Origin of the sequence: Peribacillus sp. AS_2 (assembly GCF_026891895.1) — a bacterium.
Classification (GTDB): domain Bacteria; phylum Bacillota; class Bacilli; order Bacillales; family DSM-1321; genus Peribacillus; species Peribacillus frigoritolerans.
In genome coordinates this window covers 1-23,887 of record NZ_JAPTGA010000020.1, presented here as the reverse complement: position 1 = coordinate 23,887, position 23,887 = coordinate 1, and the positions used below count along the sequence as shown (strand labels likewise).

At 41.2% G+C, this 23,887-nt stretch carries 18 protein-coding genes and 1 pseudogene; 3 read left to right on the top strand and 16 right to left on the bottom strand.

The genetic code is table 11. The annotated features are described in order from the left end of the window. Positions 1 to 2: 2 nt before the first annotated feature. The 6 genes from OTG27_RS23955 to OTG27_RS23930 all read right to left on the bottom strand — a co-directional run bounded on the left by OTG27_RS23955 (position 3) and on the right by OTG27_RS23930 (position 8,231). On the bottom strand, positions 3 to 1,976 hold the full coding sequence (locus tag OTG27_RS23955) for a transporter substrate-binding domain-containing protein (protein WP_268938351.1): 1,974 nt from the start codon (positions 1,974 to 1,976) through the stop codon (positions 3 to 5). A 260-nt stretch (positions 1,977 to 2,236) separates the two neighbouring features. After that, on the bottom strand, positions 2,237 to 3,352 hold the full coding sequence (gene menC, locus OTG27_RS23950) for an o-succinylbenzoate synthase (protein WP_268938350.1): 1,116 nt from the start codon (positions 3,350 to 3,352) through the stop codon (positions 2,237 to 2,239). Positions 3,353 to 3,463: 111 nt separating this feature from the next. Continuing rightward, entirely contained in the window at positions 3,464 to 4,294 is an 831-nt protein-coding gene (locus tag OTG27_RS23945; RefSeq protein WP_268938349.1) for a GNAT family N-acetyltransferase, read from the bottom strand. Between the two features lie 381 nt (positions 4,295 to 4,675). Next, positions 4,676 to 6,160, bottom strand: coding sequence for an amino acid permease (locus OTG27_RS23940; RefSeq protein WP_268938348.1), 1,485 nt, complete (start codon positions 6,158 to 6,160; stop codon positions 4,676 to 4,678). Between the two features lie 36 nt (positions 6,161 to 6,196). Continuing rightward, entirely contained in the window at positions 6,197 to 7,327 is a 1,131-nt protein-coding gene (locus OTG27_RS23935; RefSeq protein ID WP_268938347.1) for an amidohydrolase, read from the bottom strand. Positions 7,328 to 7,373: 46 nt separating this feature from the next. Next, the gene (locus tag OTG27_RS23930; protein ID WP_268938346.1) at positions 7,374 to 8,231 is read right to left on the bottom strand and encodes a MurR/RpiR family transcriptional regulator; all 858 of its coding nucleotides are present in this window, start codon (positions 8,229 to 8,231) and stop codon (positions 7,374 to 7,376) included. 1,689 nt (positions 8,232 to 9,920) lie between these two features. Between OTG27_RS23930 and OTG27_RS23925 the strand changes: the two genes are divergently transcribed. Continuing rightward, positions 9,921 to 10,337 carry a PaaI family thioesterase gene (locus OTG27_RS23925; protein ID WP_034312878.1) on the top strand — a complete coding sequence of 139 codons (417 nt, stop codon included), beginning with the start codon at positions 9,921 to 9,923 and terminating at the stop codon, positions 10,335 to 10,337. Positions 10,338 to 10,489: 152 nt separating this feature from the next. On the opposite strand, the gene OTG27_RS23920 is transcribed toward OTG27_RS23925, so the two are convergent. Next, entirely contained in the window at positions 10,490 to 11,065 is a 576-nt protein-coding gene (locus OTG27_RS23920) for a hypothetical protein (protein WP_063576634.1), read from the bottom strand. A gap of 343 nt (positions 11,066 to 11,408) precedes the next feature. Here OTG27_RS23920 and OTG27_RS23915 point away from each other — a divergent pair, with 343 nt between their 5' ends. Further along, on the top strand, positions 11,409 to 12,173 hold the full coding sequence (locus OTG27_RS23915) for a hypothetical protein (protein WP_268938345.1): 765 nt from the start codon (positions 11,409 to 11,411) through the stop codon (positions 12,171 to 12,173). A gap of 95 nt (positions 12,174 to 12,268) precedes the next feature. Here the strand turns inward: OTG27_RS23915 and OTG27_RS23910 are convergent, their stop codons facing one another. From OTG27_RS23910 to OTG27_RS26810, 8 genes and pseudogenes are all read right to left on the bottom strand, one after another. Further along, the gene (locus OTG27_RS23910; RefSeq protein ID WP_268938344.1) at positions 12,269 to 13,873 is read right to left on the bottom strand and encodes a long-chain-fatty-acid--CoA ligase; all 1,605 of its coding nucleotides are present in this window, start codon (positions 13,871 to 13,873) and stop codon (positions 12,269 to 12,271) included. A 63-nt stretch (positions 13,874 to 13,936) separates the two neighbouring features. Next, positions 13,937 to 14,341 carry a PaaI family thioesterase gene (locus OTG27_RS23905; RefSeq protein ID WP_063576637.1) on the bottom strand — a complete coding sequence of 135 codons (405 nt, stop codon included), beginning with the start codon at positions 14,339 to 14,341 and terminating at the stop codon, positions 13,937 to 13,939. Between the two features lie 86 nt (positions 14,342 to 14,427). Beyond that, positions 14,428 to 15,612 carry a thiolase family protein gene (locus tag OTG27_RS23900; RefSeq protein WP_268938343.1) on the bottom strand — a complete coding sequence of 395 codons (1,185 nt, stop codon included), beginning with the start codon at positions 15,610 to 15,612 and terminating at the stop codon, positions 14,428 to 14,430. Positions 15,613 to 15,682: 70 nt separating this feature from the next. Next, a complete protein-coding gene (locus OTG27_RS23895; protein ID WP_268938342.1) occupies positions 15,683 to 16,831 on the bottom strand; it encodes an acyl-CoA dehydrogenase family protein in 1,149 nt (382 codons plus the stop codon). A 111-nt stretch (positions 16,832 to 16,942) separates the two neighbouring features. Next, the gene (locus OTG27_RS23890; protein WP_268938341.1) at positions 16,943 to 18,115 is read right to left on the bottom strand and encodes a thiolase family protein; all 1,173 of its coding nucleotides are present in this window, start codon (positions 18,113 to 18,115) and stop codon (positions 16,943 to 16,945) included. 95 nt (positions 18,116 to 18,210) lie between these two features. Then, complete coding sequence (locus OTG27_RS23885; RefSeq protein WP_268938340.1) at positions 18,211 to 19,479, bottom strand: MFS transporter; 1,269 nt, start codon at positions 19,477 to 19,479, stop codon at positions 18,211 to 18,213. A 94-nt stretch (positions 19,480 to 19,573) separates the two neighbouring features. Beyond that, positions 19,574 to 21,172 carry a long-chain-fatty-acid--CoA ligase gene (locus tag OTG27_RS23880; protein WP_268938339.1) on the bottom strand — a complete coding sequence of 533 codons (1,599 nt, stop codon included), beginning with the start codon at positions 21,170 to 21,172 and terminating at the stop codon, positions 19,574 to 19,576. A gap of 485 nt (positions 21,173 to 21,657) precedes the next feature. Continuing rightward, a pseudogene (locus OTG27_RS26810) lies at positions 21,658 to 21,780 on the bottom strand (recombinase family protein); the annotation flags it as partial. A gap of 544 nt (positions 21,781 to 22,324) precedes the next feature. On the opposite strand from OTG27_RS26810, the gene OTG27_RS23870 reads away from it, so the two are divergent. Further along, a complete protein-coding gene (locus tag OTG27_RS23870) occupies positions 22,325 to 22,564 on the top strand; it encodes a hypothetical protein (RefSeq protein ID WP_098865472.1) in 240 nt (79 codons plus the stop codon). 279 nt (positions 22,565 to 22,843) lie between these two features. Here OTG27_RS23870 and OTG27_RS23865 read toward each other — a convergent pair whose 3' ends face one another. Then, complete coding sequence (locus OTG27_RS23865; RefSeq protein WP_057277192.1) at positions 22,844 to 23,695, bottom strand: tyrosine-type recombinase/integrase; 852 nt, start codon at positions 23,693 to 23,695, stop codon at positions 22,844 to 22,846. Positions 23,696 to 23,887: the final 192 nt, after the last annotated feature.

The following is a 23,887-nucleotide window of genomic DNA, read 5'->3' as shown; positions in this document are numbered from 1 at the left end:
TATTAATGCTGTAAACAAATGGTCACTACTGTTCCCTTTCCTACTTCACTTCTTGTCTCGATAATCCCATCGTTTTCTTTGACAAGCTGATACGTAATAGAAAGCCCTAGCCCGACCCCGTTGGGTTTCCTGGTGTAAAACGGTTCAAAGATCTTATCAATGTCTTCTTCCGAAATCCCAATTCCTTCATCCTCGATTTCAACGACAGTGAACACATCCCGATAGTATGCCCGAAAAATAAGTGTTCCCCCTGTATTGGACGCCTGTATGGCATTGAGAATGACGTTCACCAGTACTTGTTTGATTTGCTGTGTATCTGCAGTTGCCTGAATGTCTCCAGCGAACTCTCGAACAATGCTCAGGTTTTTTTCTTTGATTTTCGGCTTTAGCAATAGCTCAATCCCTGCCATGGCCTCATTCAGCGAAAATGTGACAGGCTCTGATTTTTTAGGGCGGGCATAATCGAGCAAATCGTTAATCAATGTATTAAGTCGGGTAATTTCACTAGTGACCTGTTCGGAAAAGAACGTTCGGAAATCTGCGCTTGCAAATTTTTTCGGCAGCAATTGCGTATAGGTAAGGATGGATGTTAACGGATTTCTTATTTCATGAGCGATACCCGCCACGAGTTGACCCAATGAACGCAATCGGTCATCCTGAGCCACTTTTCTCTCCAGTTGTTTTTGTTCCGTACTATCGAAAAAGTTCAACACCGCACCTACACTTTCTCCCCCAATAGTCTGAATTGGATACATGCTGTAAGTTATATGCCTTTTTTTGCCCTCATAATGAGACCATACCGTTTCCTTTTGCAAGAAAACTCTCTTTTTCTCTAATGCAGCCTTAATCTCCTTTTCCGGGATGAAACGGGCAGTTGGCAGAACCTGAAAACGTTTTCCAACAACATTACCGTCCACCCCCAAATATTCCATGGCCCTAACATTAATCATCGATACAAGACCTTGCTGATTCAGTGTAATAAGCGAACTGTAGGCACTGTTTAATACTTGCTGCTGAAAGTTGATGTTTTCCTCAAGAAGGAGCATCTTCTCTTCCAGGTCTTTATTCACGTGCTCAATTTGCTCGGTTCGCTTAGCCACTTCTCGTTTAAGGCTGAGATTCCACCATAAGATGAGAGAAATCACAATGAAGGTAAGAATAAGACCAATTTCCAAATACAACAGCGTTTTACGGAGCCGTTGAGTATTTGGCAGGATATATTCGCCGAACCACTTTTTCTCTATCTTTTCATACGTTCCATCTTTCTTGATTTGAGAAATGGCCTGATTGAATAGTGTCAGCAACTCTTTGTTTTTCGGCATAACGGCTACAGCATAATTTGTGGCGTCAAGCGGCTCACCGACAATCTTAATGAGTGATTGCTGCTCATTTTTCTGTAGAAAATATTGACCAGTAATCCGATTTCCAATGAAAGCATCCACTTTACCGTCGATAAGCGACTGAACGGCTTCTTGTTGATTATTAGTTTCCACCAATTGCAAACGATCGACTTTACTTAATAGACCGCTTGCAACATCTCCTTTTTGTACAGCTACTTTCCGGCCTTTAAGATCTTCGATTTTTCGGATATACATATTATCTTTCAACACAAAAATCCCTTGTGAACTTGTGAAATACGGAGCTGAAAAATCATAAAACTCTTCACGTTCTTGATTGTACTTCATGCCTTGAATCGCATCCACTTTTCCAGAGCGCATAGCTTGTACTGCCTCGTTCCATGGCATGGGATAGTATTCGAACCTAATGCCAGTCTCGATAGAAATGGCGTTCATTATATCCACATTAAAACCGGTATAAACACCCGAATCGCTCAAGTATTCAAAAGGTGGAAAGTTATTATCCCCTGCAACCCGTATCACTTTTTGGGCTTCCGAATGGGCTGCTGAAGGAAAGAAGCAGCAAAAAAAGAAAAGGTAGACGGTTAATACGGCACAGATAGTATGTAAATTTCGCATCGCCTCACCCCTTTTTTCTATACTTGCTGTTTTGTATCATAAATGTGTATATATACAATGTACAAAGACTCTATTATGATAACTTTTTAAAGGATATAAGAAAAGCTAATCTGCATTTCATAACACCATACATGGCAGATAGTCGAATTACAATATATTTTGAATGGAAAATGGATTATATATAAAAAGGCATGCTCCCTTTTTCGGGAATCATGCCTTTATGCAAATGTTGTAGCAGCCTAGGCTTTTCTAGCAACATTCTAACTTAAATGATAGGTTTGACTGTGTATAGTATACTTTTTGATTTTTTCCATGCTTGGTTCATAGCCGATTCCAGGCAATTCTGGAACACTGATCATTCCGTTTTCCACTGTAACTTCGGGATCAGTGATATCTTCTGCCCAATAGAGGGAGGAAGCTGCGGTATCACCGGGAAGAGTGAAGTTCGGCAGTGAAGTGATTGCAATATTATGAGCTCTTCCAATGCCTGATTCCAGCATACCTCCACACCATAGCGGAATGCCATGTTCTAGGCATAAATCATGGATTTTCTTAGATTCAGTCAAACCTCCGACACGGCCAATCTTGATATTAATAATTTTACAGCTGCCCAATTTAATAGCTTTCCTGGCATCCTCTAATGAGTGTATGCTTTCATCCAGGCAAATAGGTGTTTTTAACCTTGACTGTAATTCTGCATGGTCAATGATATCATTATAGGCAAGCGGCTGCTCAATCATCATTAAATTAAAATCATCCAAGGCGGATAACCGGTCTATATCTTTTAAGGTATAAGCTGAATTTGCATCGGCCATCAGCGGGATTTCAGGATATACTTTTCGTACCTTGTCTATTAATTCAACATCCCAGCCCGGTTTGATTTTTAGTTTAAAACGTTTATAGCCTTCACCGAGACGAGCTTCAATTATATCCAGGGTCGAATCGATCGAATCCTTTATTCCAATGCTTACCCCCACTTCAATTTTCTTTTTTGTTCCACCTAACACATTTGAAAGAGAAGCACCTTGCTTTTTAGCATACAAATCCCAAACGGCACCCTCTAAAGCAGCTTTTGCCATATAATTTCCGCGAATATGGGTGAAATATTTTTCGGAAATTTCATCAGGATGCTTGATTTCATTTTTTAGGATTATTGGAATTAGATAGTCTTCTAGTATATGCCAGTTTGTTTTTAAGGTCTCTTCATTATACAGGGGGTCGAGCATCGCAACCGATTCAGCCCAACCGGAAATGCCATCATCGCTTATGGCTTCGACAAGGATAAAATCCCTATCGTATTCCGTCCCAAAGCTAGTTGTAAAAGGTTCAAGCAAGTCTAGCTTAAGATGCCTTAGAATAACTTGTTTAATTTTCACTTGGAAATTCTCCTTCTATGATAAAACTGTTAAAGAACACAGTCTTACAAATTTTTTATTAATAGGCTTACACAGCCTGAAATTACTAAACATTATATATATTCTCCTAGTTCATTTCCTTGATAGCATATAAAACTGAACGGGAATTTCCGTCATGGAATTCTTCATAAAACCTGTTACCTGCCATCCTTGTTGAAATAATCCGGTAAAAATGTCCCTGGTTTTCATCCGCCAGTCATTGGCCGCTTGAATATTTGTGACTCTTATTGTTCGGAAGTCCTTTGGAAGGGCAACAAAAGCTGTTTCACATTCTTGTTCAGGCAGCGGGCGAGTGAACGATGGAACTGGCAATCCCTTTTCAATGGTATCCCATTGAATAAGCGAGTTTTCCATCACAAAGTCCAGCGGCATTCCCTGTCCGCTAGAATCCGTTGTCTCTTTTTTATCAATATGCCATTCGACAAGAAAGCGGTCAGAAGGAATTCCGCTGTTTAAAAGATCTTCCATTTCACCATAGCAGTTTGCGATATATGTGGAGCATACCCCGCCGAGCTTGGCTATATTTAAATACCCATTAACACTTTCCAAAGGATCGTATGTCCAGGTAATAAGGGAATAGCCGAGCTTTAGCGCTTCCTCACGTTGTGCTAACTTTAACTTCTCGCCTATACCTTTGTTGCGAAATTGCTCATCAATTCCTAGTATATGTGAACAAAGATAGGCTGATTGCCCATTGAATCCCGGAAAACTGTATTGAAATCCAATCAGCTTTCCTTCCCAATAAGCTCCTATAACCAAACCGCCGTTTTTCACGGCTGTTAAGGTTTGGTGTGTGGGGATTGAGTCGGTTTCTCCCCAAATGCTGGACTCTAGCTTTCTTACTTCCTCTAGCTCTTCAATTCGATGAAGAGAACGAATTACAATTTCCTGTGATTTCGTCATGGTCAACCTCCTAGGTATAGCACAAGTGCCCTTATTGACAACATAAGATGACAAGATAGTCCACAACTGACAGCATGTCTAACAAGGCACTGGCGCTATCATGTAATTGTCTTTCTTAATAAAAAATACTTTCCTGCTTGTTTACAAAGGCGGTTTTCACATACTTTGTTGCTATTTACCAGGTAGTGAGTTGTGGTTGATTTCCCCCTCCAGATGCTCGCTTTCCGCGGGGCGGGCGGTGAGCCTCCTCGGCGTAAACGCCTGTGGGGTCTCACCTGTCCCGCTGCTCCCGCAGGAGTCTCGCACTTCCGCTCCAATCAACCTTAAATAGTTTCGTTTTAAAAACAACAATCTTTACAAAAAGAGCCTTTACAAAAGAGGTTATTCCACTTTACTGAAATCGGCCTCTTGCAATGGAGTCATTTTTGTTCTCTTTACGATTTTATAACCTAGAAAAGCCAGGAAAAATAAAGGAAGCCCGATATAGGAAATTAAAATTCCATACCAATCAATCTCAGGACCGAAAAATGCAGAGTAATTTTGTCCCAGAATTGCCGTAATACATAAAAGTGTGGCTAATATCGGACCGAATGGATACCATTTTGATACATAAGGCAAATCTTTCAAATCTCTACCTTGTGCAATATATGCCTTCCGGAAACGATAATGTGTAATCGAAATTCCTAACCAGGATAAAAAACCGGATAATCCTGCAGCGTTCAATAACCAAGTATAAATCGTGCCTTCACCGAAAAGAGAGGTCAGGAAAGCTGCCATCCCAACGATGGTAGAAAAGTACACAGCGTTCACTGGAATGCCGCCTGAATTCACTTTTTTTAGAAACGAAGGGGCTTTGCCTTCTTTCGCCAGCACCCAAAGCACGCGAGAAGCTCCGTACATGGCCGAATTTCCTGCAGAAAGAACGGAAGTAAGAATGACCACATTCATAAGGGAGGCAGCGATGGCAAGCCCAGCGTTTTGAAAAACTAGAGTGAAGGGACTTACCGCAATATCTTCAATATCCGAGCTTAACAAACGCGGATCATTATAGCTTATTAAAAATCCAATCACAATTATCGCCAATACATAAAACAAGAGCAGCCTCCAGAAGATTTGCTTAATGGCCTTTGGTATATTTTTTCTTGGGTTTTCACTCTCGCCGGCCGCAATTCCTACTAACTCGGTACCTTGAAAGGCAAATCCTACTACCATAAAGACACTTATAATAGATAAAAAGCCTCCTTTAAACGGTGCCTCCCCTTTGGTGATATTTTCAAAACCTACGGCATCCCCTCCCATGATTCCTACAATCATTAATAAACCTACTGCAATAAAAATGATAATCGTCAAAACCTTTATAATGGCAAACCAGAATTCTGATTCACCATATCCTTTTACCGATAAAATATTCAGGCCAAATATGATTGCAAGAAATATTGCGCTCCAAATGATGCCCGGAACAGAAGGAAGCCAATACTTCATTATCAGGGAGGAAGCTGCTAATTCCAGTGCGACTACGATTGCATTGTTATACCAATAGTTCCATCCAATCGCAAATCCCAATGCAGGATCGACAAACCTTGATGTATAGGTACTAAAAGAGCCTGTAATAGGAATAAGGGCAGCCATTTCGGCTAAGCTTGTCATCAGAAAGTAAACCATGATCCCGGCAATAATATAGGCAGCCACAGCTCCTCCAGGACCCGCAGTATGAATAATGGAACCGCTCGCTAAAAATAGCCCCGTTCCAATGGTGCCGCCGATTGCAATCATCGAAAGATGCCTTGGTTTGAGTTTTCGCTCCAGTTGTTTTTCATCAGCTGCTGTATGGTCCCCGGTTTGTGATGTTTGTGCGGTATTTTCCATAAAACACCCCTTCATTAATTTTTTAAGTGAAAAATTTTACTCTTCTGCCGCCATCATGACTGTGTTAATTAAAATTTTCGTTCCATAAATAAGTGCTTGTAAATTAAACTTCATATCCGGATGGTGCAGACCAGGCGTTAGATCGCAGCCTAACCCTATCATGGTTGCAGTTATATCAGGATTTTCGGCTGTATAAAAATGAAAATCCTCTCCTCCTTGAGAAACACAGACCGGAACGACATTTTCCATCCCAAGGATATCTGCAATTGCGGCCTCAGCCAGCTTTATCGCCTTTTCATTCAAGGTCGCAGCTGGGACAAACTCTTCCGCAGACCAGGAGATCGATGTTTCAGTTTGTTCCATTGTCTGTTCAAAAGCTTCCTTTGTTAAGCGATTTAGTTCATTCATTACATCATTTGACTGTGCTCTGGCATCAATAGCAAAGACAGCTGTTTCCGGGATAACGTTTGATGCTTTATTGTTTGTTTCAAATTGAGTCATTTTGATGGAATAAGGAATTTCGGTTTCCAGATTAATCTGCTGTAATTTTTGGACAAGCAAAGCTGCTGCTTCGATTACATTTATTCCATCTTTCGGACGGGATGCATGAGCCTGAAGGCCTTTGATTGTACCCCTTATTGTTTCGGCTGAGCCATGGACAATGACGGGGGAAGCCTTCATATAAGGAACCTCCGTACTGGGTCTTACATGTACCCCGAATAAATATGTAACATTCTCCAACGCACCATCATTGATCATTTGAAGAGCGCCTTCCCCTTTTTCTTCTGCAGGCTGAAATATAAATCGGAGAGTGTGTTTAGGCCGGATTCCGCTGGAGGCAATGGCCAATGCCGTATATAAAACCATTGTGCTATGTGCGTCATGTCCACATGAATGATTGGCCTTAACAACTCCATCTACTTCCTGAACAAGTGCATCCATATCAGCCCTTAATGCCACAACCTTTTTTGAAATGCCTGGAATCTCGGCAATGATTCCATAATGGCCCTGAAATGTTTTTACGGTAATGCCCGCTTCCCTAAGACATTTTAAAATATAGCAAGACGTTCTTTCTTCCTGCCAGCTTGGCTCAGCCAAAGCATGCAAGTCATGGTAGGACTTCATCAATGTTTCTTGATGCTGATCAATATATTGAATCGGGTCCATAATGATGCCCCTCCTCCTTTACATGAATTTTAACTTTATTAAAAACTCATTCATTAAACACCTCATAACTTGAATATAGCCTTTCTAATTTTTGCTGATGGGTATATATCCGTTTTGCGTCTTTTTGATGGATGCCTGCAATGACCAAGTCCAACAAGCTAATAACGGAAGCGATTGAATTGGTTCCGGTTTCTGCGTTTTCTTCAGTTGTCAGAGAAATATCAGAGATGCGGCCAACAGGTGACAGAAGGCGGTCTGTAACTGAAATTAAACAAACTCCTTGTTCTTTGGCACACTCAGCAACTTTTAATGTTTCGTTTGCATATCTGGGAAAGGAAAAAACAACTAATGCAGACTTATTTGTGAGATTACAAAACTTTTCATAGAAGTCTCCTGTAGGTGAACATAAACTTACATTTTCCCTTAATGAACTTAGCGTATAGGAGAACCAATATGCGGCAGCATGGGAAACCCGATGTCCTGCAATCAATATTTGGTCAGCCTGGATCAGAACATCGACTGCTTTCCATATATCCTGAACGTTCGTATGATCTAATAGATGTCTTAAAATATGAACTTCGTTTTCTATCACTTTTGTAAAGGGATCTTGCTTGTCATCAATGTGGAGAATGGAATCAGTATTCGATAAGTCTATTTGATTTTGGTGCAGCAGCTGTTTTTGAATCCTCGACTGCATTTTACTAAACCCTTCAAATCCCAATGAATAGGAAAACCGAATGACCGTTGTTTCACTAACCTCCGCTTCCCTACCAATTTGAAATGCCGTTTTAAAGGCGGCTTCATCCAAATTTTCAATCAGATAAGCGGCAACTTTTTTTTGACCTGCCGATAGATGGTCAAATTTTTCTTTTACTAATAATTTAAATGGAAGATGTTCCACCATATCACTCCTTTCTGATGAATTAAATACTTCTTTTTAAAATTATGAAGAATGAAATACTTCTTTATTTTATACACTATCACAATTTAATTAGAAAAAGAAGAAGTTTTTGATTTTTTTGACAATTATCAACTTCGAACTTTTCTACAGTTTTTTATAAAATGATATCCAGTTGATTTCAGAAATCCGCTCCCTTTCCGCCGACTGTCTGCCTAGCCTCCTCGACGCAAGCGTCTGTGGGGTCTAGGCTAGACAGTATTTCGGCAGGAGTGTCGCATATTTTTTCCATCCATTAAGAATTATAGTAAAAAAACTTGAAGGATTATCTAGTTAAAAATAATTCGGGATGAGACTAGCCTAGAGTTTTTTCTTAATGGATGTTCCAGTTGATTTCTGAAACCCGCTCCCTTTCGGCGACTGCTTGCCAAGCCCCCTCGACGCAAGTGTCTGTGGGTCTAGGCTAGCCAGTTTTTCGACAGGAGTGTCGCAAATTTCTTCAATCCATTAAGAATTATAGTAAAAAAACAAACTAGGAGGATTAACTAGTCTCAAACATAATTCGGTGTGAGATCAGCCTGCAGTTTTTTCTAGAAAACATTCCACTTGATTTCAGAAACCCGCTCCCTTTCCGCCGACTGCCTGCCAAGCCTCCTCGACGCAAGCGTCTGTGGGGTCTAGGCTAGACAGTATTTCGGCAGGAGTGTCGCAAATTTCTTCCATCCATTAAGAATTATAGTAAAAAAACTTGAAGGATTATCTAGTTAAAAATAATTCGGGATGAGACCAGCCTAGAGTTTTTTCTTAATGGACGTTCCAGTTGATTTCTGAAATCCGCACCCTTTCGGCGACTGCCTGCCAAGCCTCCTCGACGCAAGTGTCTGTGGGTCTAGGCTAGACAGTATTTCGGCAGGAGTGTCGCAAATTTCTTCAATCCAATGAGGATTACTCTGAAAAACTTAAAGTATAAACTAGTCTAAACTTGGTTCCGAATAGAGCAGCCTACAATTTTTTCTTTTAGAACACAAAGTTGATTGGAGCGGGTGTACGAGACTCCTGCGGGAAAAGCGTGGCATGGGAGACCCCGCAGGCGCGCCGAGGAGGCTCCCGCCCGCCCGCGGAAAGCGAGTGCATGAAGTGGAAATCTAATCCACCACCAAATTACATTTATTGGTTGGGGGTGTGACCATTCCGAGCTACTTTTTATACAAAAGGGTTTCACATCTGAATTTTTAATAAAAGTTGATTGGAACGGAGGGTACGAGACTCCTGCAGGAAAAACGTGTCTAGGGGAGACCCCGTAGGCGGAAGCCGAGGAGGCTCACCAGACCGCCTGCGGAAAGCGAGTCCCTGGAGTGGAAATCAAGTCCTCCACCAAATTACATTTCTCGGTTCAGGGTGTGACCATTCCGAGCTACTTTTTATACAAAAGGGTTCATCTGAATTTTTAATAAAAGGTGATTGAAACGAAAGGTACGAGACTCCTGCGGGAAAAACGTGTCCAAGAGAGACCCCGCAGGCGGAAGCCGAGGAGGCTCCCCAGACCGCCCGCGGAAAGCGAGTGCCTGAAGTGGAAATCTAATCCACCACTTCGGGTCTCTAATTACTTTATTTGTAAAATCAATAACTTCATTGACACTAAGATATATGTTAGAATATTCTGTAGTTTCTACTTATTCAAGGGGGGGCATTTTAATGGGGGAACCATCTAAAGGAAACGAGCTTTTACAAGTTATTACAGAGGGGAAACAACCTCCGAATTGTGATCTAACGTTACAGATTGAAGCAAATTATGCCCAGGATGGAATTGCGAGAGGTGTATGGAAAGTAGATGAAAAATTTATTAACGGAATTGGTGTAGCAATGGGTGGATTTGTCACTTCTGCAGCAGATATTATGATGGCTTATGCGATATCATCTAAATTAAGCATCGGACAATCCTTCGCATCCATTGATTTACATACTACCTTTCATCGACCAGTAAGATTAGGTGACGTACAAGTTGAAGCAAAAGTAGACCGAATCGGAAAAAAAACAGCTTATGTACTTGCAGATTTATTTCAAAATGATAAAAAGGTTGCTAGCGTTGTGTCATCAGTAATGATCCTTTAAACCATAAAAAAAGCATGTTGCACAAAAAAAACCTCGTAACATGCTTCTTTCATTTAGACCATTCGATAAAATCAAGAGAGCACAAGATTCATCGCTTCGCCTAATCACCTCATTGTAAATCAATTTTATATTTTCTTTGGATAGACACCTCATCAAACAAGCCATCGCAGCACGGGGCTTTTGAGATCCATGGTGAATAGACCGTAATCAATGACGACCATTTCATCATTCTCGTTATATCCGACATTATCTAAACGCAAATCTATTGGGATAATACCGTGCCTCAGGAATTTTAATTCCAACTTGATCAGTTTCGTATATTCCTTGATTGCAAACGGCACTTTCGTGTCCACCTTCTTCATGATTATCCAGCCCGTCCCATACTCCTTAACTGGACATAAATACTTTTTGACTTCCTCATTACAGTTATTGTATATATAGGCTTCATTTGCATTGCTTATTAGTCCTACTTGTGACAATGCAATTTTTAAAATATAGCCATTATTTAAATCATAGACAACCCGGTTAAAACCATGCCCGATTATTTTATACTTGAACTTGAGCGTTTTTCTGGCGGTAGATACTAATTGTCCAGCGGTTATATATATTTGGAATATCCCTATTTGAGATATCCAGGACTCAATGGCTTTTATCTCTTGCATGGACAGCATTGCACTTTTATTTGGCTGATGTAACCTTTCCTTACCATTGTTAATTGGCCACAACATTCCCTAAACGTCTCCTTTTTTTAAAATTTGTTACTAGAGAGGTCTCCAGGGATGAGAAAACTATAAAAGAATAAAAGAATGTTCTCAGTTTTTCAAGATTCCCCTTCGTTATAAATATGATATGAATCTTTTATAAAACGGCTTGTACTGTAGCTGAGAAATCATTATCATGGCCAGGGAACTTCGAATCATTTGGATTAACATGTTCTAGAAATCATAAGGATCAATCTTCAGGCACTCCCCTTTCCTTCTTTTGCAAAAAAAATGGTATATTATTCTTTGGCATCAATGGTTTAAGACAAGGAGTGATGGAAGTATTCGTAAAAGTTGGATCATTTCAGCAATGGTTGGATTATTGCTTATTTGTTTAAGTGTGATTGCCTTAAATTATTTCAAGAGCGATAAAACTGAAAAAGGGGAAAATGCGGAAGCCAAGGAATCCAAAATTCCTGAGGTTGATGAATATGGCGGGATCCATCTTGAAAAAGTCGGGGATAAGGTTCGCCAAAAAAATTGGGGAACCTTCAGATTACTAGAAACGAAGTCTATTAATGAGGCTTTTGAATTGGCACCGATGGTCATCACAGTCAAGGATATCCGCAGGATTCAATTATCTTCACTCACAGATGAAGCAAAAGAGGAACTCAAGTCCTATACTGGATTGAGTTTTGAAGAGGCCTATTCGATATATTATAAAGAGAATTTATCCATGGAGCAAATCGATCAACGGGCGGCGTTGTCTAAAACGGATATCGATGAAGAGGTTTCTTATCTAGAGATAACTTATTCTGTTGAAAATAAAGATTCGAAGGAACTTCAGTTCTTCAGCATGGAAAATGTTACTTTCAATGATGATCTTACATATGATGTGCCTTCTAAAAATTTCATCCATTCCGGGGATACTTTTATGGGGACAAAAAAAGTAAGTCGATCAGATTACCAACCAGGAGAATTGAGAAAAGGCACAATTGGTTTATTGGTTGATCCAGAGGCAAAATTAGATCGGCTCGATTCCTTTTCATTCACTACCGATGATATAGCGGATGGTGAGTCTCATGAATTATTGGTGGATGGGACTTCATTTGAAATTCCCCTAAAAGGAAAGTAGATTCATCGTCTATATACCCTAAATAAAGGGAACCTCGAATAAAGGTTTCCCTTATTTAGGGTTTCATCTGAGCTCCCTTACGATAACCGCTATGCTTATCTGCCCCCGGCAGTAGGGCTCTGTGCTTCCTCCATTAAAATTCTGCGCAATATTTTCCCGACAGCTGATTTTGGCAATTGCTCCCTGAACTCAAAACTTCGCGGCACTTTATATCTGGCAAGTCGCTGCACGCAAAACTCCCTGATTTCCTGCTCCGTGACTGACTTGCCTTTCTTTAAAACTATGGCCGCTTTTACCGTTTCCCCACGGTATGAATCCGACACTCCATATACACATGTCTCTTTCACGGCTGGATGCTGATAAATAATATCTTCGACTTCGATTGGATATACATTATAACCGCTTGCAATGATCATATCTTTCTTCCTGCCTACGATATAGAAATATCCCTCTTCATCCATCGTCGCGATATCCCCAGTGTAAAGCCATCCATCCCGCAAAGCTGTTGCGGTTTCCTCTGGATTTTCCCAATATCCCTTCATTACTTGCGGACCTTTAATGATCAGTTCGCCTCTTTCTCCTGCTTGCAATTCATCAACGCCTGTTTTCAAATCGACGATTTTAGCATCGGTATTTGGATATGGAATTCCGATACTTCCTTGTTTTTGCTGTCCTATGACTGGATTACGGTGTGTAGTGGGGGAAGTTTCCGACATCCCGAATCCTTCTATTATTGTAACCCGTAATTTTTTTTCGAACTGTTGAATGATTTCTATCGGGAGCGGCGCAGAACCACAGCTACAGTACTTAAAGCAGCATAAATCGTCCGCCGTCAAATCCGGGTGATTCAATAAAGCAATATACATGGTCGGGACACCAGGAAAAATGGTTGGCCGATGTGTTCGAATCAAATCTGCCACCTTATTTATTTCAAATTTCTCTAATGTGATATATGTTGATCCGGCATATATGGCACTATTCAATCGTCCATTACCAAAGACATGGAATAATGGGGTCAATCCAAGCATCCGTTCGCCAGGACTTTGGAGTTGAAGGGCATTAGCCGTGAAAGCAAAATCTTGAAATACATTCGAGATCAAATTAAAATGCGTGAGCATGACCCCTTTTGATTTCCCTGTAGTTCCCCCTGTATATTGAAGAACAGCCACAGCTTCCTTTGGGTCGATGTCCAGAACAGGAAGTTCTTTATCTTTCCTTGATAAATCCGTTCCAGTTTCCATTAATTGCTTGGCAGATATGAACGTTAACCTTTCTGAAAAACTTGTCAGCGCTAATATTTCCCGTTGTACCTCCCGCCCAATGAACCAATTGGCTCCGGAATCCCGTAATATATAGTCCAATTCACTCGACTTATACAGTGGGTTCACTTGAACGACCATACCTCCCAAACGATGGGTGGCATAATAGGCAATGATATATTCTAGACAATTTGGCAGCATGATTGCTATACGATCGTCTTTTTGAAATCCACGGTTGTCTAAATTCACAGCAAAACGATCTGCGGCATCCTTTAATTCCATATATGTCATTTCCCGATCCCCATCTATTACGGCCTTGCAGGTTGGGTAAAGTCGGGCTGAACGTTCAAGGAGTCCATATAAGGACAATACTGGAATGTCAATTTCTGCTGGGGTTTCTTTCGGATAAAATCGATGCCAAGTTCTAGTCAATTTTTTCACACCTCATTTTTTACTATTAAAATGGAGCATAGTCACTTGTCAGCCAATTTGATCATCCTTGCCTCATTTATCGCGAATGATTTTAAAAATTCCTGTGCCCTTAGCAATGATGTTGCCTTCAGCATCTTTTATTTCTCCTTCAGTAAAGGCAATTTTGTATCCTTTTTGCAGGACTTTTGCTTCCGCAAAGAGTTCCCCGCTTGATATGCTAGCTAAATAATGTACTGTTAAACTTGTCGTCACGACTTTAGATTTGGTAACGGAACGAGTCACCATTCCTAGGATGGTATCCAGCATGGTGGCATGAATGCCCCCGTGCAGTGTTCCATTGACATTAAGTAGATGTTCTTCAATGTTTAGCTTTATCGTTACATTTCCTTCTTCAAACCGAATGATTTCAAACCCAATATGCGAAAAGAAAGCACTACTTTCGAATTGATTCCGAATATCCTCCACTTCAACAGGCAATCTTCCTCCCCCTCACTTTTGCGCGATTCAAATTATATACGGAAAGGAGCAGAAACGTATGGGGTTTCCGCTCCTTTATCGTTGGACTATATCGTTTCAATCATGATCGCCATTCCTTGGCCGCCGCCTACACAAAGTGTAGCAACTCCATATTTTTCTTTCCTGCGAATCAGTTCATGTATTAGCGTTGTCACGATCCTTGCGCCCGTCGATCCGACTGGGTGCCCAAGTGCAATGGCGCCTCCGTTTACATTCACCTTGTTTTCATCTAGCGATAAATCCCTGATTACTGCCAATGCCTGTGAAGCGAACGCTTCATTTAATTCGAAAAGCCCAATTTCTTCAACTTTTTTCCCGGTGCGCTCCATAAGTTTTCCAACGGCTGGTACTGGACCAATTCCCATCACTTCAGGAGAAACTCCGGCAGTCGCCCAATCGACGATCTTTGCGATCGGCTGTACTTGCAACCGTTCCGCTTCACTGGCCTTCATTAACACCAATGCAGTCGCCCCGTCATTACGGCCACAAGCATTACCGGCAGTGACAGTTCCGTTTTCCCTGAATGCTGGTTTTAAGCTTGCAAGCTTTTCCATTGTGGTATCGGGGCGTGGATATTCATCCGTTTCAACCGTAACTGTACTCTTCCTGTCAGAGACCTGGACAGGAACGATTTCATCCTTGAACCTTCCTTCTTCCATAGCTTGCGCTGCTCTTCGTTGACTTTCCACTGAAAAGGCATCCTGTTCTTCCCTGGAAATGTTGTATCGCTGCGCGACATTTTCAGCGGTGATTCCCATCCCCAAACTTTTCCCATAAATTTCTTGAGGCTGCTGCCCAGCTTCAATATTAGAATCAACTAGTTGGGTCCTGTCTCCCCCAAAACGGGCACTTCTTAAATAAAGCGGTGCCCGGCTCATGCTTTCCGTACCCCCGGCAACGACTATATTTGCTTGACCTGAGCTTATCTGCTGTGCTGCTGAGGTGATGGCTTGCATTCCAGATGCACATAACCGGTTTACCGTAAAAGCCGGTGCAGAATCGGGAATCCCTGATCGCAATGCTGCCACCCTCGCGACATTCGAGGATTCGGTCGTTTGCCTTACCTCCCCGAAAATGACTTCATCCACTTGTTCCGCTGCAATATTTGCCCGCTTGATCGCTTCTTTAATGGCAATGCTAGCCAAATGGCCGGAACTAATCTCTTTAAATGCTCCACCGTACCTACCAATTGGTGTTCGTACAGCACTCACGATCACGATATCTTCTCCCATTTCGTTCCTCCCCCTTGAAATTCCGGATGCTTGGGCAAAAGACTACCTGCCCGAATAAAACAGTAAACATTCAGCACTCTTCCAAGACATTTCTTGCAATGATTAAACGTTGGATTTCATTCGTTCCTTCATAGATCTTCGTTATGCGGGCATCCCGATAAAAACGTTCTACTGGATATTCAGCCATATATCCCATCCCGCCATGAATTTGTACCGCTTTATCCGCCACCCGATTAAAAACGTCAGAAGCGAACAGTTTGGCCATTGAAGCTTCCTTGATCACTTTTTTTCCTTCATCAATCTTTTGTGCCGCCATCATCGTCAATGCTCTTGCGGCTTCCGTTTCGGTTGCCATATCAGCAAGCATCCATTGAATCGCTTGGTTGTCAGCGATCGGTTTACCGAATTGGATGCGCTCTTTGGCATATTTGGCTGATAATTCAATTAATTTCCCACTTGACCCCACTGCTCTTGCAGCCAATCCTACTCTTCCTTCACCTAAAATTTTAAGTGCAGAAATATATCCCATTCCAACTTCGCCGATTACATTTTCTTCAGGTATGATACAATCTTCAAAAATGACCTGTGAGGTATATGATCCTCTTAATCCCATTTTTTTGTCCTTTTTGCCGACAGTCAAACCAGGAAAGTCTCTTTCCACTAAAAAAGCGGTAATCCCTCCCTTTGCCCCTTTATCTTTATCCGTTAAAGCGAATACGGTATAAACATCAGCTATCGGCCCATTCGTGATGAAATGTTTCGTCCCGTTCATCACCCAGTAATCACCCTTCTTTTCTGCACACGTTGCCAAATTGGTTGCATCCGATCCCGCTCCGGGTTCAGATAAAGCAAAGGCGCCAATTTTCGTGCCTGCTGCCATTTCAGGCAAGTATTTATTTTTCAAATGTTCGGATGCCAGCTTAACCAGACCTGTACTGCCAATCCCGGTGTGAGCGCTTATTAATGAAACGAAACCATTATGGGTCCTTCCTAACTGCTCTAAAACGGTAGCCTTTCCCACCGCATTTAAGCCAATTCCACCGTATTGTTCGGGAATGCTTATCCCGAATAAGCCAAGGTCTTTCGCTTTTTCCACCAAATGCTCTGGGATGGCATCTTCTTCTTCAATTTGTATGGCGAAGGGCTCCACTTCCCTTTCAACAAAATTACGGATCATTTCCTTCATTTGCTGCATTTCCTTGGTTAAAGTGATTGTCATGAGTTTATTCCTCCTTAGTTCTGTTCATATATAGTAGCCATCAACAAGTAGGGCATTTAGGTCTGAATGCTGTGCTAAATTGATTGCTTTTTTGTAAACACACATATAAAATCAGCCTTCACGTTCAATTATCGTAGCAATTCCCTGTCCGCCTCCAATGCATGCTGTAATAAGGGCGAACCTTCCGGCAGAACGCTTCAATTCATGAACCGCTTTCGTAATGAGGATGGCACCCGTCGCACCTAGCGGGTGTCCATGTGCAATGGCTCCCCCGTTCACATTCACTTTTGCTAGATTCATATCAAGCTCCCGATTACAAGCAATGACTTGAGCGGCGAATGCTTCATTAAACTCAATGATGTCCATTTCATTTAAGGAAAGTCCTGATTTCTCCATTACCTTTCTTATAGCGGGAACAGGTCCTATTCCCATATAATTTGGATCTACCCCTGCAACTGCCTGTGCCCTGATCGTCGCTAAAGGCTTAATCCCCAATTCCACCGCTTTTTCCCTCGATATGATGACCAATGCTGATGCGGCATCATTCAATCCCGAACTATTGCCTGCAGTCACGGACCCGCCTTCCAGAAATGCAGGCGATAATTTGGCTAGCCCTTCTTTCGTTATTTGCGGTCGAGGATGCTCATCCAATTTAAATTCGATATCGTCACCTTTTCTGACGGGAATGTGGATAGGCACAATTTGTTCATTGAACCGGCCCTCTTCCACGGCTCTGGCCATATTTTTTTGGCTTTGTAGAGCAAAAGCATCTTGTTCTTCCCTGCTGACCTCATATTTACCCGCTAAGTTTTCAGCCGTGATTCCCATCGGGGGATCGCCAACCTCTTTAGGGGACAACCTGGACTTTCTGAACTGCGGCGGCTTTGCACTGTATGGTTTTTCCGGTCGGTCCATCAAGTATGGCGCCCTGCTCATGCTCTCGACCCCACCGGCGATATAGACATCGCCTTCGCCAGCCCGGATCGCTTGTGCAGCCAAGTTGACAGCATTTATTCCCGAGCCGCATTGTCGGTCGACAGTAAGACCCGGAAGATTAATCGAGAGGCCTGTTTCCAGTGCAGTTAACCTGGCAATGTTTCCACCCCCGCTTAACACATTCCCCATGATTACATCATCTACCATACGAGGTTCTAGATTCGCTCGTTTCAAGGCTTCTTTCATCACTTCTGCTCCAAATACGTGGGCAGGAACAGATGCAAGTGCACCTCCCTGTTTTCCAATTGCTGTTCGAACTGCAGAAACTATGACGGCTTCTCTATTCATGTCCAATCCGCTCCTTTTCCTTTTATTCACGCCATTATTTGAAGGCATGACTTCATTTCACCAGTTTCATTGAATGTAAGCAGGTTCGAACCTGCTTATGAGGACTTAAGGTCAAAGTTATCCGAACTTTTATTTTTACGTTTCCCGGCCGGTTTAACGAATATCGCAAACAGGATGCCAAAAGCCAGGACAAGGATGGCCATGAACAATATCGATAGGTTATAACCCAATAGTTGATTTCCTCCAGCTAGACTTATGATATAGCCAGTTAATAGAGGTGCAATAATGCCCGCTAGATTTCCTGATGATGTTAAGATGCTTGTCATCAATCCCCCCCGCTCCTGCATTTCATTGATCATGATCGTTGGTCCAATTGGTAAAATGGCGTATGTAAGACCCTTTGCTAAACACATGGCGACTATCACCCAGATTGGATTTTGAAATATCATGATTGAGGAAAAGAACAATGCACCAAGAATCATGGCGCCCGCAACGACGAATACCCTTGATGATCGCCAATTCTGATTCTTCTTGAATAAATAATCGGACGCCATCGAAACACCCATATAAATACATACGGAAACGACTCCGATTATCGCAACGCTGGTTCCCATTTGACCTGGAGTCATTTTTACGGCTTCCACTAAATAAATCGGGAGCCAAACGGAAAACCAAACAACTAAAATATACGTTGAAAAATAAGCGAGCGTAGTAAACAAAGCAGTTGGCGAGGCCAGTAGCAGCAAAAAGTCTTTCACTTTTATTTTTTCCAGTTTTTGTTTCTTTTTCTTTTGGACGTTTTCGTATACTTCAACCGGATTTTCCTTTGTTAAAAATTGAAAGAGGAAGAACCAAACAAGGCTTGCTGCACCAAGGGCGGCAAAGGCAACCTTCCAGCCGAATATCGTAATTAAGGATACGAGGATCGGTGCCACGATCATCGCGCCAACGGTCCCTCCTCCAACAACCACCGAATTGGCAAAACCTTTCAGCTTCGGCGGAAACCACTTATCGGCATGACTGTAAGCAATCGGGCTATAAGGCCCTTCGAATGCGCCAAGTAAAATCCTGTATAGAATTAATAACGGAAGAGCGGTGATGGCTAAAACGCCGAATTGCAAAACGGTCCATGTCAGCATGATGAACCCCAGCACTTTTTTAGCCCCCAGCCGATCAGCCCATGCTGCCCCAAAAATCCCTGTTACTGGGTAAAGCCAATAATAACTGCTTCCAACAAGACCCCACTCCGCATAGGTAAGATTGAATTCCTTCATGATGGGAACAGCTGCGAGGCCCACGATCGATTTATCTGCAAAATTGATGACGGCTCCAAAGAATAATAGAATGAGAACAACCCAACGCATATGAATCCCTCCTCTTCTTTATTTTTGTTTACAAACTGGCATACCATCCAACGTAAGGTTCAACTTAGATTGTTGAAATCACACTCCCCCACTTTCAACCCTTTTCTAATTCCTCCTTAACTAACAATCTTTTTAATAGTTTACCCACTGTATTACGCGGAAGTTCTTTTCTTAATTCAAATACTTTTGGTACTTTATAAGGCGTCAATTGGGAATAGCAATATCCTTCTATTTCTTCAAGATCCACGGAAGCGCTTTCTTTAGGTACGATGAATGCTTTCACTATTTCTCCTTTTTCTTTATGTGGGATGCCGACCACAGCTGCCTCTTTAATGGCCGGATGTTCATACAGAACCCCTTCTACCTCCTGCGGGTAAATATTGAATCCGCCGACGATGATCATTTCTTTTTTCCTGCCGACGATATAGAAATATCCTTCGTCATCCATCACAGCAAGATCGCCAGTATATAGCCAATCATTCTGTAAGGCCTTTTTGGTTTCGGCTTCGTTATTCCAATAACCCTTCATGATTTGCGGGCCTTTTATGAGCAACTCCCCGACGCATGTGTTAGGCACTTCATTATTTTCATCGTCAATGATCATACAATCCGTGCCTGGAAAAGGGATGCCAATGCTTCCTATTTTCCTTTTTCCGAAAGGCGGATTGCGATGAGTGGAAGGTGAAGCTTCAGACAAACCGAAACCCTCTCCGATTTTGGCACCGGTCAGCCCCTCAAATCGCTTTATTACTTCAACCGGCAGGGGCGCCGATCCACAAGAACAACTTTTTAAACAATTCAGTCCATAGTTTTCAATTCCTGGATGATTGACGAAAGCGTTATACATCTTTGGAACTCCCGGAAAGAAAGTCGGACGGTACTTTTTTATTTTTGCAAGTACATCTTCAAGTTCAAATTTAGGAAATAAGAGGATGGCAGCTCCAATATAGATACCTAGATTCATTGCGCTCGTCATGGCATAAACATGGTAAAGAGGCGTAGCTGCCAAAACGATTTCTTCGCCAGGTTTCAGGGAATCACCATACATTTCAAAGCTCTGCACGACATTGGAGGTTAAATTATGGTGAGTAAGCATGACACCCTTCATCTTCCCAGTGGTGCCGCCAGTATATTGGATGACTGCCGTATCTTCATGAGGGATTATCACTACGGGCTTCTTAATCGCATCCCCTGTTTCAATCATCGTTTTAAGGGAATAGGAGCCATTTTGATCATTTTCCGTATCAATGCATACATCAAATTCATATATCGCCTTCGTTTCTTTGATTGTATTTGCGGCCGTTTGGTCAAATACAATATTCTTGGTATCCGAGTCTATTAATATTTGCAATAGTTCCCGCGGTTTATACATGGGATTAATTTGTACGACCAACAGACCCAGTGCCTGGGCAGCATAATAACTGATTATGAAATAAGGGTGGTTGGCCATCATCAGTCCAATCCGTTCACCTTTAACAAAGCCCATTTCTCTCCATTTACCTGCAAGTTTGTCTACCTGCATTTTTAGATTCTTATAATCCATGGACTGGTCTTCATAAATGATGGCTGTATGATGTGGAAACTTACTCGCTGTTATATCAAGCAGTGAATAGACGGATATTTCCGGTAGCTCCATAGATTTCATTCTTTCAACATACCATTGCTCCCATGGTTTATTTATCGTTTTTCGCACCATTTATCCCTCCGCACATAAACGAATTTCATATCGTGCATGTTTGATTTATAACTATTATTATGCAACTAGCATGCCAAGTCCCAATTTAATGTGAAATCACTTATTATTAACATCAGTCAATTCATTAATGAATTTTATTCACAAATAATGCCTTTCTATAGGGGATTCATCGAAATGCCCATAATTCATTTTTGAATTAATATAAACTCTGCTCTTTACTAACGATATTGAAAAAGGTGACTTTTACCATATTATAGATTATACCTACCCACAAATCGTGTTATAGGCTTTGGGGATTATAAAATTGAAAAGCCCATCCAGCTGAGGATGGGCTTTTTGAATTTTATTGACCTACGGTTAAATAAAAAATCTATAGCTCCCTTTCCATTCCTGGATTTTTAGACTTTGCGCATTCGTAGACTGATTTTGCCACCGCTGAATCCAAGAATCATCAAAGCCACACAACTGGTTCAATCGATCGGACCATCCTGTAAAGATCTATATATACGTTCTTTAAGAACATTATCCAACATGGCCTGAAGTTGTCGTCCTTCATTTTGATCTTTGCTACTCACTCTTATGTATCCAAATTTACGGACATCCATTTTTTTACTCCTTCATCTATTTTTCTCTCTCTTATTCTATCAAAAACGTTCGTAAATGTTTTTCTAACTTTTACGAACGGGTGTAACAATGCTATACAGACCATTTCGGAAATTTTTTAGCTTTAAACGGCGCTCAACCATTTTTGTGAAATACAATATTTTCTTTTTTGGATATTATTAAAATAATAAATCTGCTGATTTTGTTAATTTTAGCCCCTTCATCCTATCAGCCTGTCATCCTTTTATCATGCCAAGAGGTTTTTGCTCGAATTTCCAAATGAAATTCTTGACAATGTAAGCGCTTTCTCATATGATAATAATAGGTTGGATGGCATGCGTGGCCGTCATAGTATCTGGCGTAGGTGGGGCCAATACCCGGAACAGTACATAGAAAGAATAGCTTCTTCCAAATAGGAAACAGTGATTTATCAATCATATTATTCAAATACAAAAAAACTCTGTATTCGGTCAAATTCGTTTAAATCCCTTATGTTTTTATTACAAATATGTATGCTAGTTTTATTGTAAAATGAGGAGGTACTTTATGAAGATCAAAAAAAGTTCCCTTTACGATGAATTACCGTTAGAATTATTGGCAGGATTTTATTATGAAATAAATAAGAACATTGAAAATGGAATCTTGTCTGGTGCTATGCAGCATGAAATTAGATTAATTGAACAAACAGCATTAAAAAGGAGTATCTCACTTGAATACCTACATGACAGGGGTGCTTGTATAATTGAAGCCGAGAAACTACTAAGAGAAACTACCCTGCAACCCTAAATTGTAGAATAAGAAGTCCAATGATGTTTTCTAGTCTACCCTAGGTAAAGAATAAATTCCTTCTAATTAACCCTCTTGGCTACCAAAGGGTTGTTTTGGGTGGCATTCACCAAAAGAGATCTTCTCCTTAAAAATTCCTAGTCATTTTAATCTGTCCTTTAAAAGGCCTACAACTATAAAAGAAATGCTATTTTTAAATCATCAGCATTAAATTCCCCGTGCTATTGGAACTTATATAATGAAGGAAAACTTCTTGTATATCGTTAAGTATTCCCAATCCTACAAATTATCAAAAGTATTTTCAATGGCTGATTCCAATTCTTCTTTTCCTTCTCCTATATAACGTTTGGTCATGTTCAAATCTTTGTGCCCCATCAATTTTGAAACGGTTTGAAGGTCTATCCCCTTATCGATTAATGTTTGGCAAAACGTATTCCGCAGCCTATGGGGAGTCGTATTATATTTAGTCAACATATATTGCACGGACCTTGGCGTTATGCGTTGATTCACACTGGATATGAAGATGGCTTCCGTTTCCATATTTAAAAATTCCTTGTATGCCTTGATCTTTTCACTAGCAGTCATGGAGAGTGGAATCTTCCTGTCTATATCACCTTTTGAATCCCGAATGAGGATATATTGCCTTTCTCCCTCTTTTTGAATGTCACTATGGTTCAAATCACAAAGTTCGGACACCCGGATACCCGTATGAATCATTGTGTAGACAATAGCAATATTCCTGAAATGCCCAGAGGCCTCGATTTCTTTTAGGAGAGCAGCTTGCTCAAGCATGTTCAGGGCTTTTGGCGGATCTTCTTTCTTTTCCTTTGCTTTACGATCGATGTTGAGGACGATTTCGGGTTTATCAAGGAACCTGGAAAACATGGTAATGGCTGAATAATGTTTTTCAATCGTTCCTCCACTCTTGTTTGACTGTTCCATATCGTCTAAATAGGTTTGGACGTGGAATTTTTCAATCTCTTCCGCCTCATCTTTAAACCATTGAAGAAACTGGGAGATGACTCCCACATAGGTTTTAATCGTACCATCGGATTTATTTTGACCCATTAACCATTTCGCAAAAGAATGAAGAATTTGTTTATTGTCCAGGATTTCTTCTTTACTGGTCATTCGAGAAGCCCCCTACCAAAATCATGCTATTAATAAGCCTTTCCAACAAATTGTGGAATTTATACAAAAAAACCTTAGGATAATCCTAAGGTTTAGATGCGTAGATAGGATTTGAACCTGTTTATACGGGTTTATGAATCCTAATTGATGTGATAAACATTGCTTGGCGGCGTCCTACTCTCACAGGGGGAG

Excerpts from the sequence above, each read along its gene's own strand:
- OTG27_RS23925 (WP_034312878.1), top strand. The coding sequence starts at position 9,921 with ATGGGGGAACCATCTAAAGGAAACGAGCTTTTACAAGTTATTACAGAG.
- OTG27_RS23865 (WP_057277192.1), bottom strand. The coding sequence starts at position 23,695 with ATGACCAGTAAAGAAGAAATCCTGGACAATAAACAAATTCTTCATTCT.
- OTG27_RS23945 (WP_268938349.1), bottom strand. The coding sequence starts at position 4,294 with ATGACGAAATCACAGGAAATTGTAATTCGTTCTCTTCATCGAATTGAA.
- OTG27_RS23890 (WP_268938341.1), bottom strand. The coding sequence starts at position 18,115 with ATGAATAGAGAAGCCGTCATAGTTTCTGCAGTTCGAACAGCAATTGGA.
- OTG27_RS23940 (WP_268938348.1), bottom strand. The coding sequence starts at position 6,160 with ATGGAAAATACCGCACAAACATCACAAACCGGGGACCATACAGCAGCT.
- OTG27_RS23900 (WP_268938343.1), bottom strand. The coding sequence starts at position 15,612 with ATGGGAGAAGATATCGTGATCGTGAGTGCTGTACGAACACCAATTGGT.
- OTG27_RS23930 (WP_268938346.1), bottom strand. The coding sequence starts at position 8,231 with ATGGTGGAACATCTTCCATTTAAATTATTAGTAAAAGAAAAATTTGAC.
- OTG27_RS23915 (WP_268938345.1), top strand. The coding sequence starts at position 11,409 with ATGGTTGGATTATTGCTTATTTGTTTAAGTGTGATTGCCTTAAATTAT.
- OTG27_RS23955 (WP_268938351.1), bottom strand. The coding sequence starts at position 1,976 with ATGCGAAATTTACATACTATCTGTGCCGTATTAACCGTCTACCTTTTC.
- OTG27_RS23870 (WP_098865472.1), top strand. The coding sequence starts at position 22,325 with ATGAAGATCAAAAAAAGTTCCCTTTACGATGAATTACCGTTAGAATTA.
- OTG27_RS23935 (WP_268938347.1), bottom strand. The coding sequence starts at position 7,327 with ATGGACCCGATTCAATATATTGATCAGCATCAAGAAACATTGATGAAG.
- OTG27_RS23895 (WP_268938342.1), bottom strand. The coding sequence starts at position 16,831 with ATGACAATCACTTTAACCAAGGAAATGCAGCAAATGAAGGAAATGATC.
- OTG27_RS23885 (WP_268938340.1), bottom strand. The coding sequence starts at position 19,479 with ATGCGTTGGGTTGTTCTCATTCTATTATTCTTTGGAGCCGTCATCAAT.
- OTG27_RS23920 (WP_063576634.1), bottom strand. The coding sequence starts at position 11,065 with ATGTTGTGGCCAATTAACAATGGTAAGGAAAGGTTACATCAGCCAAAT.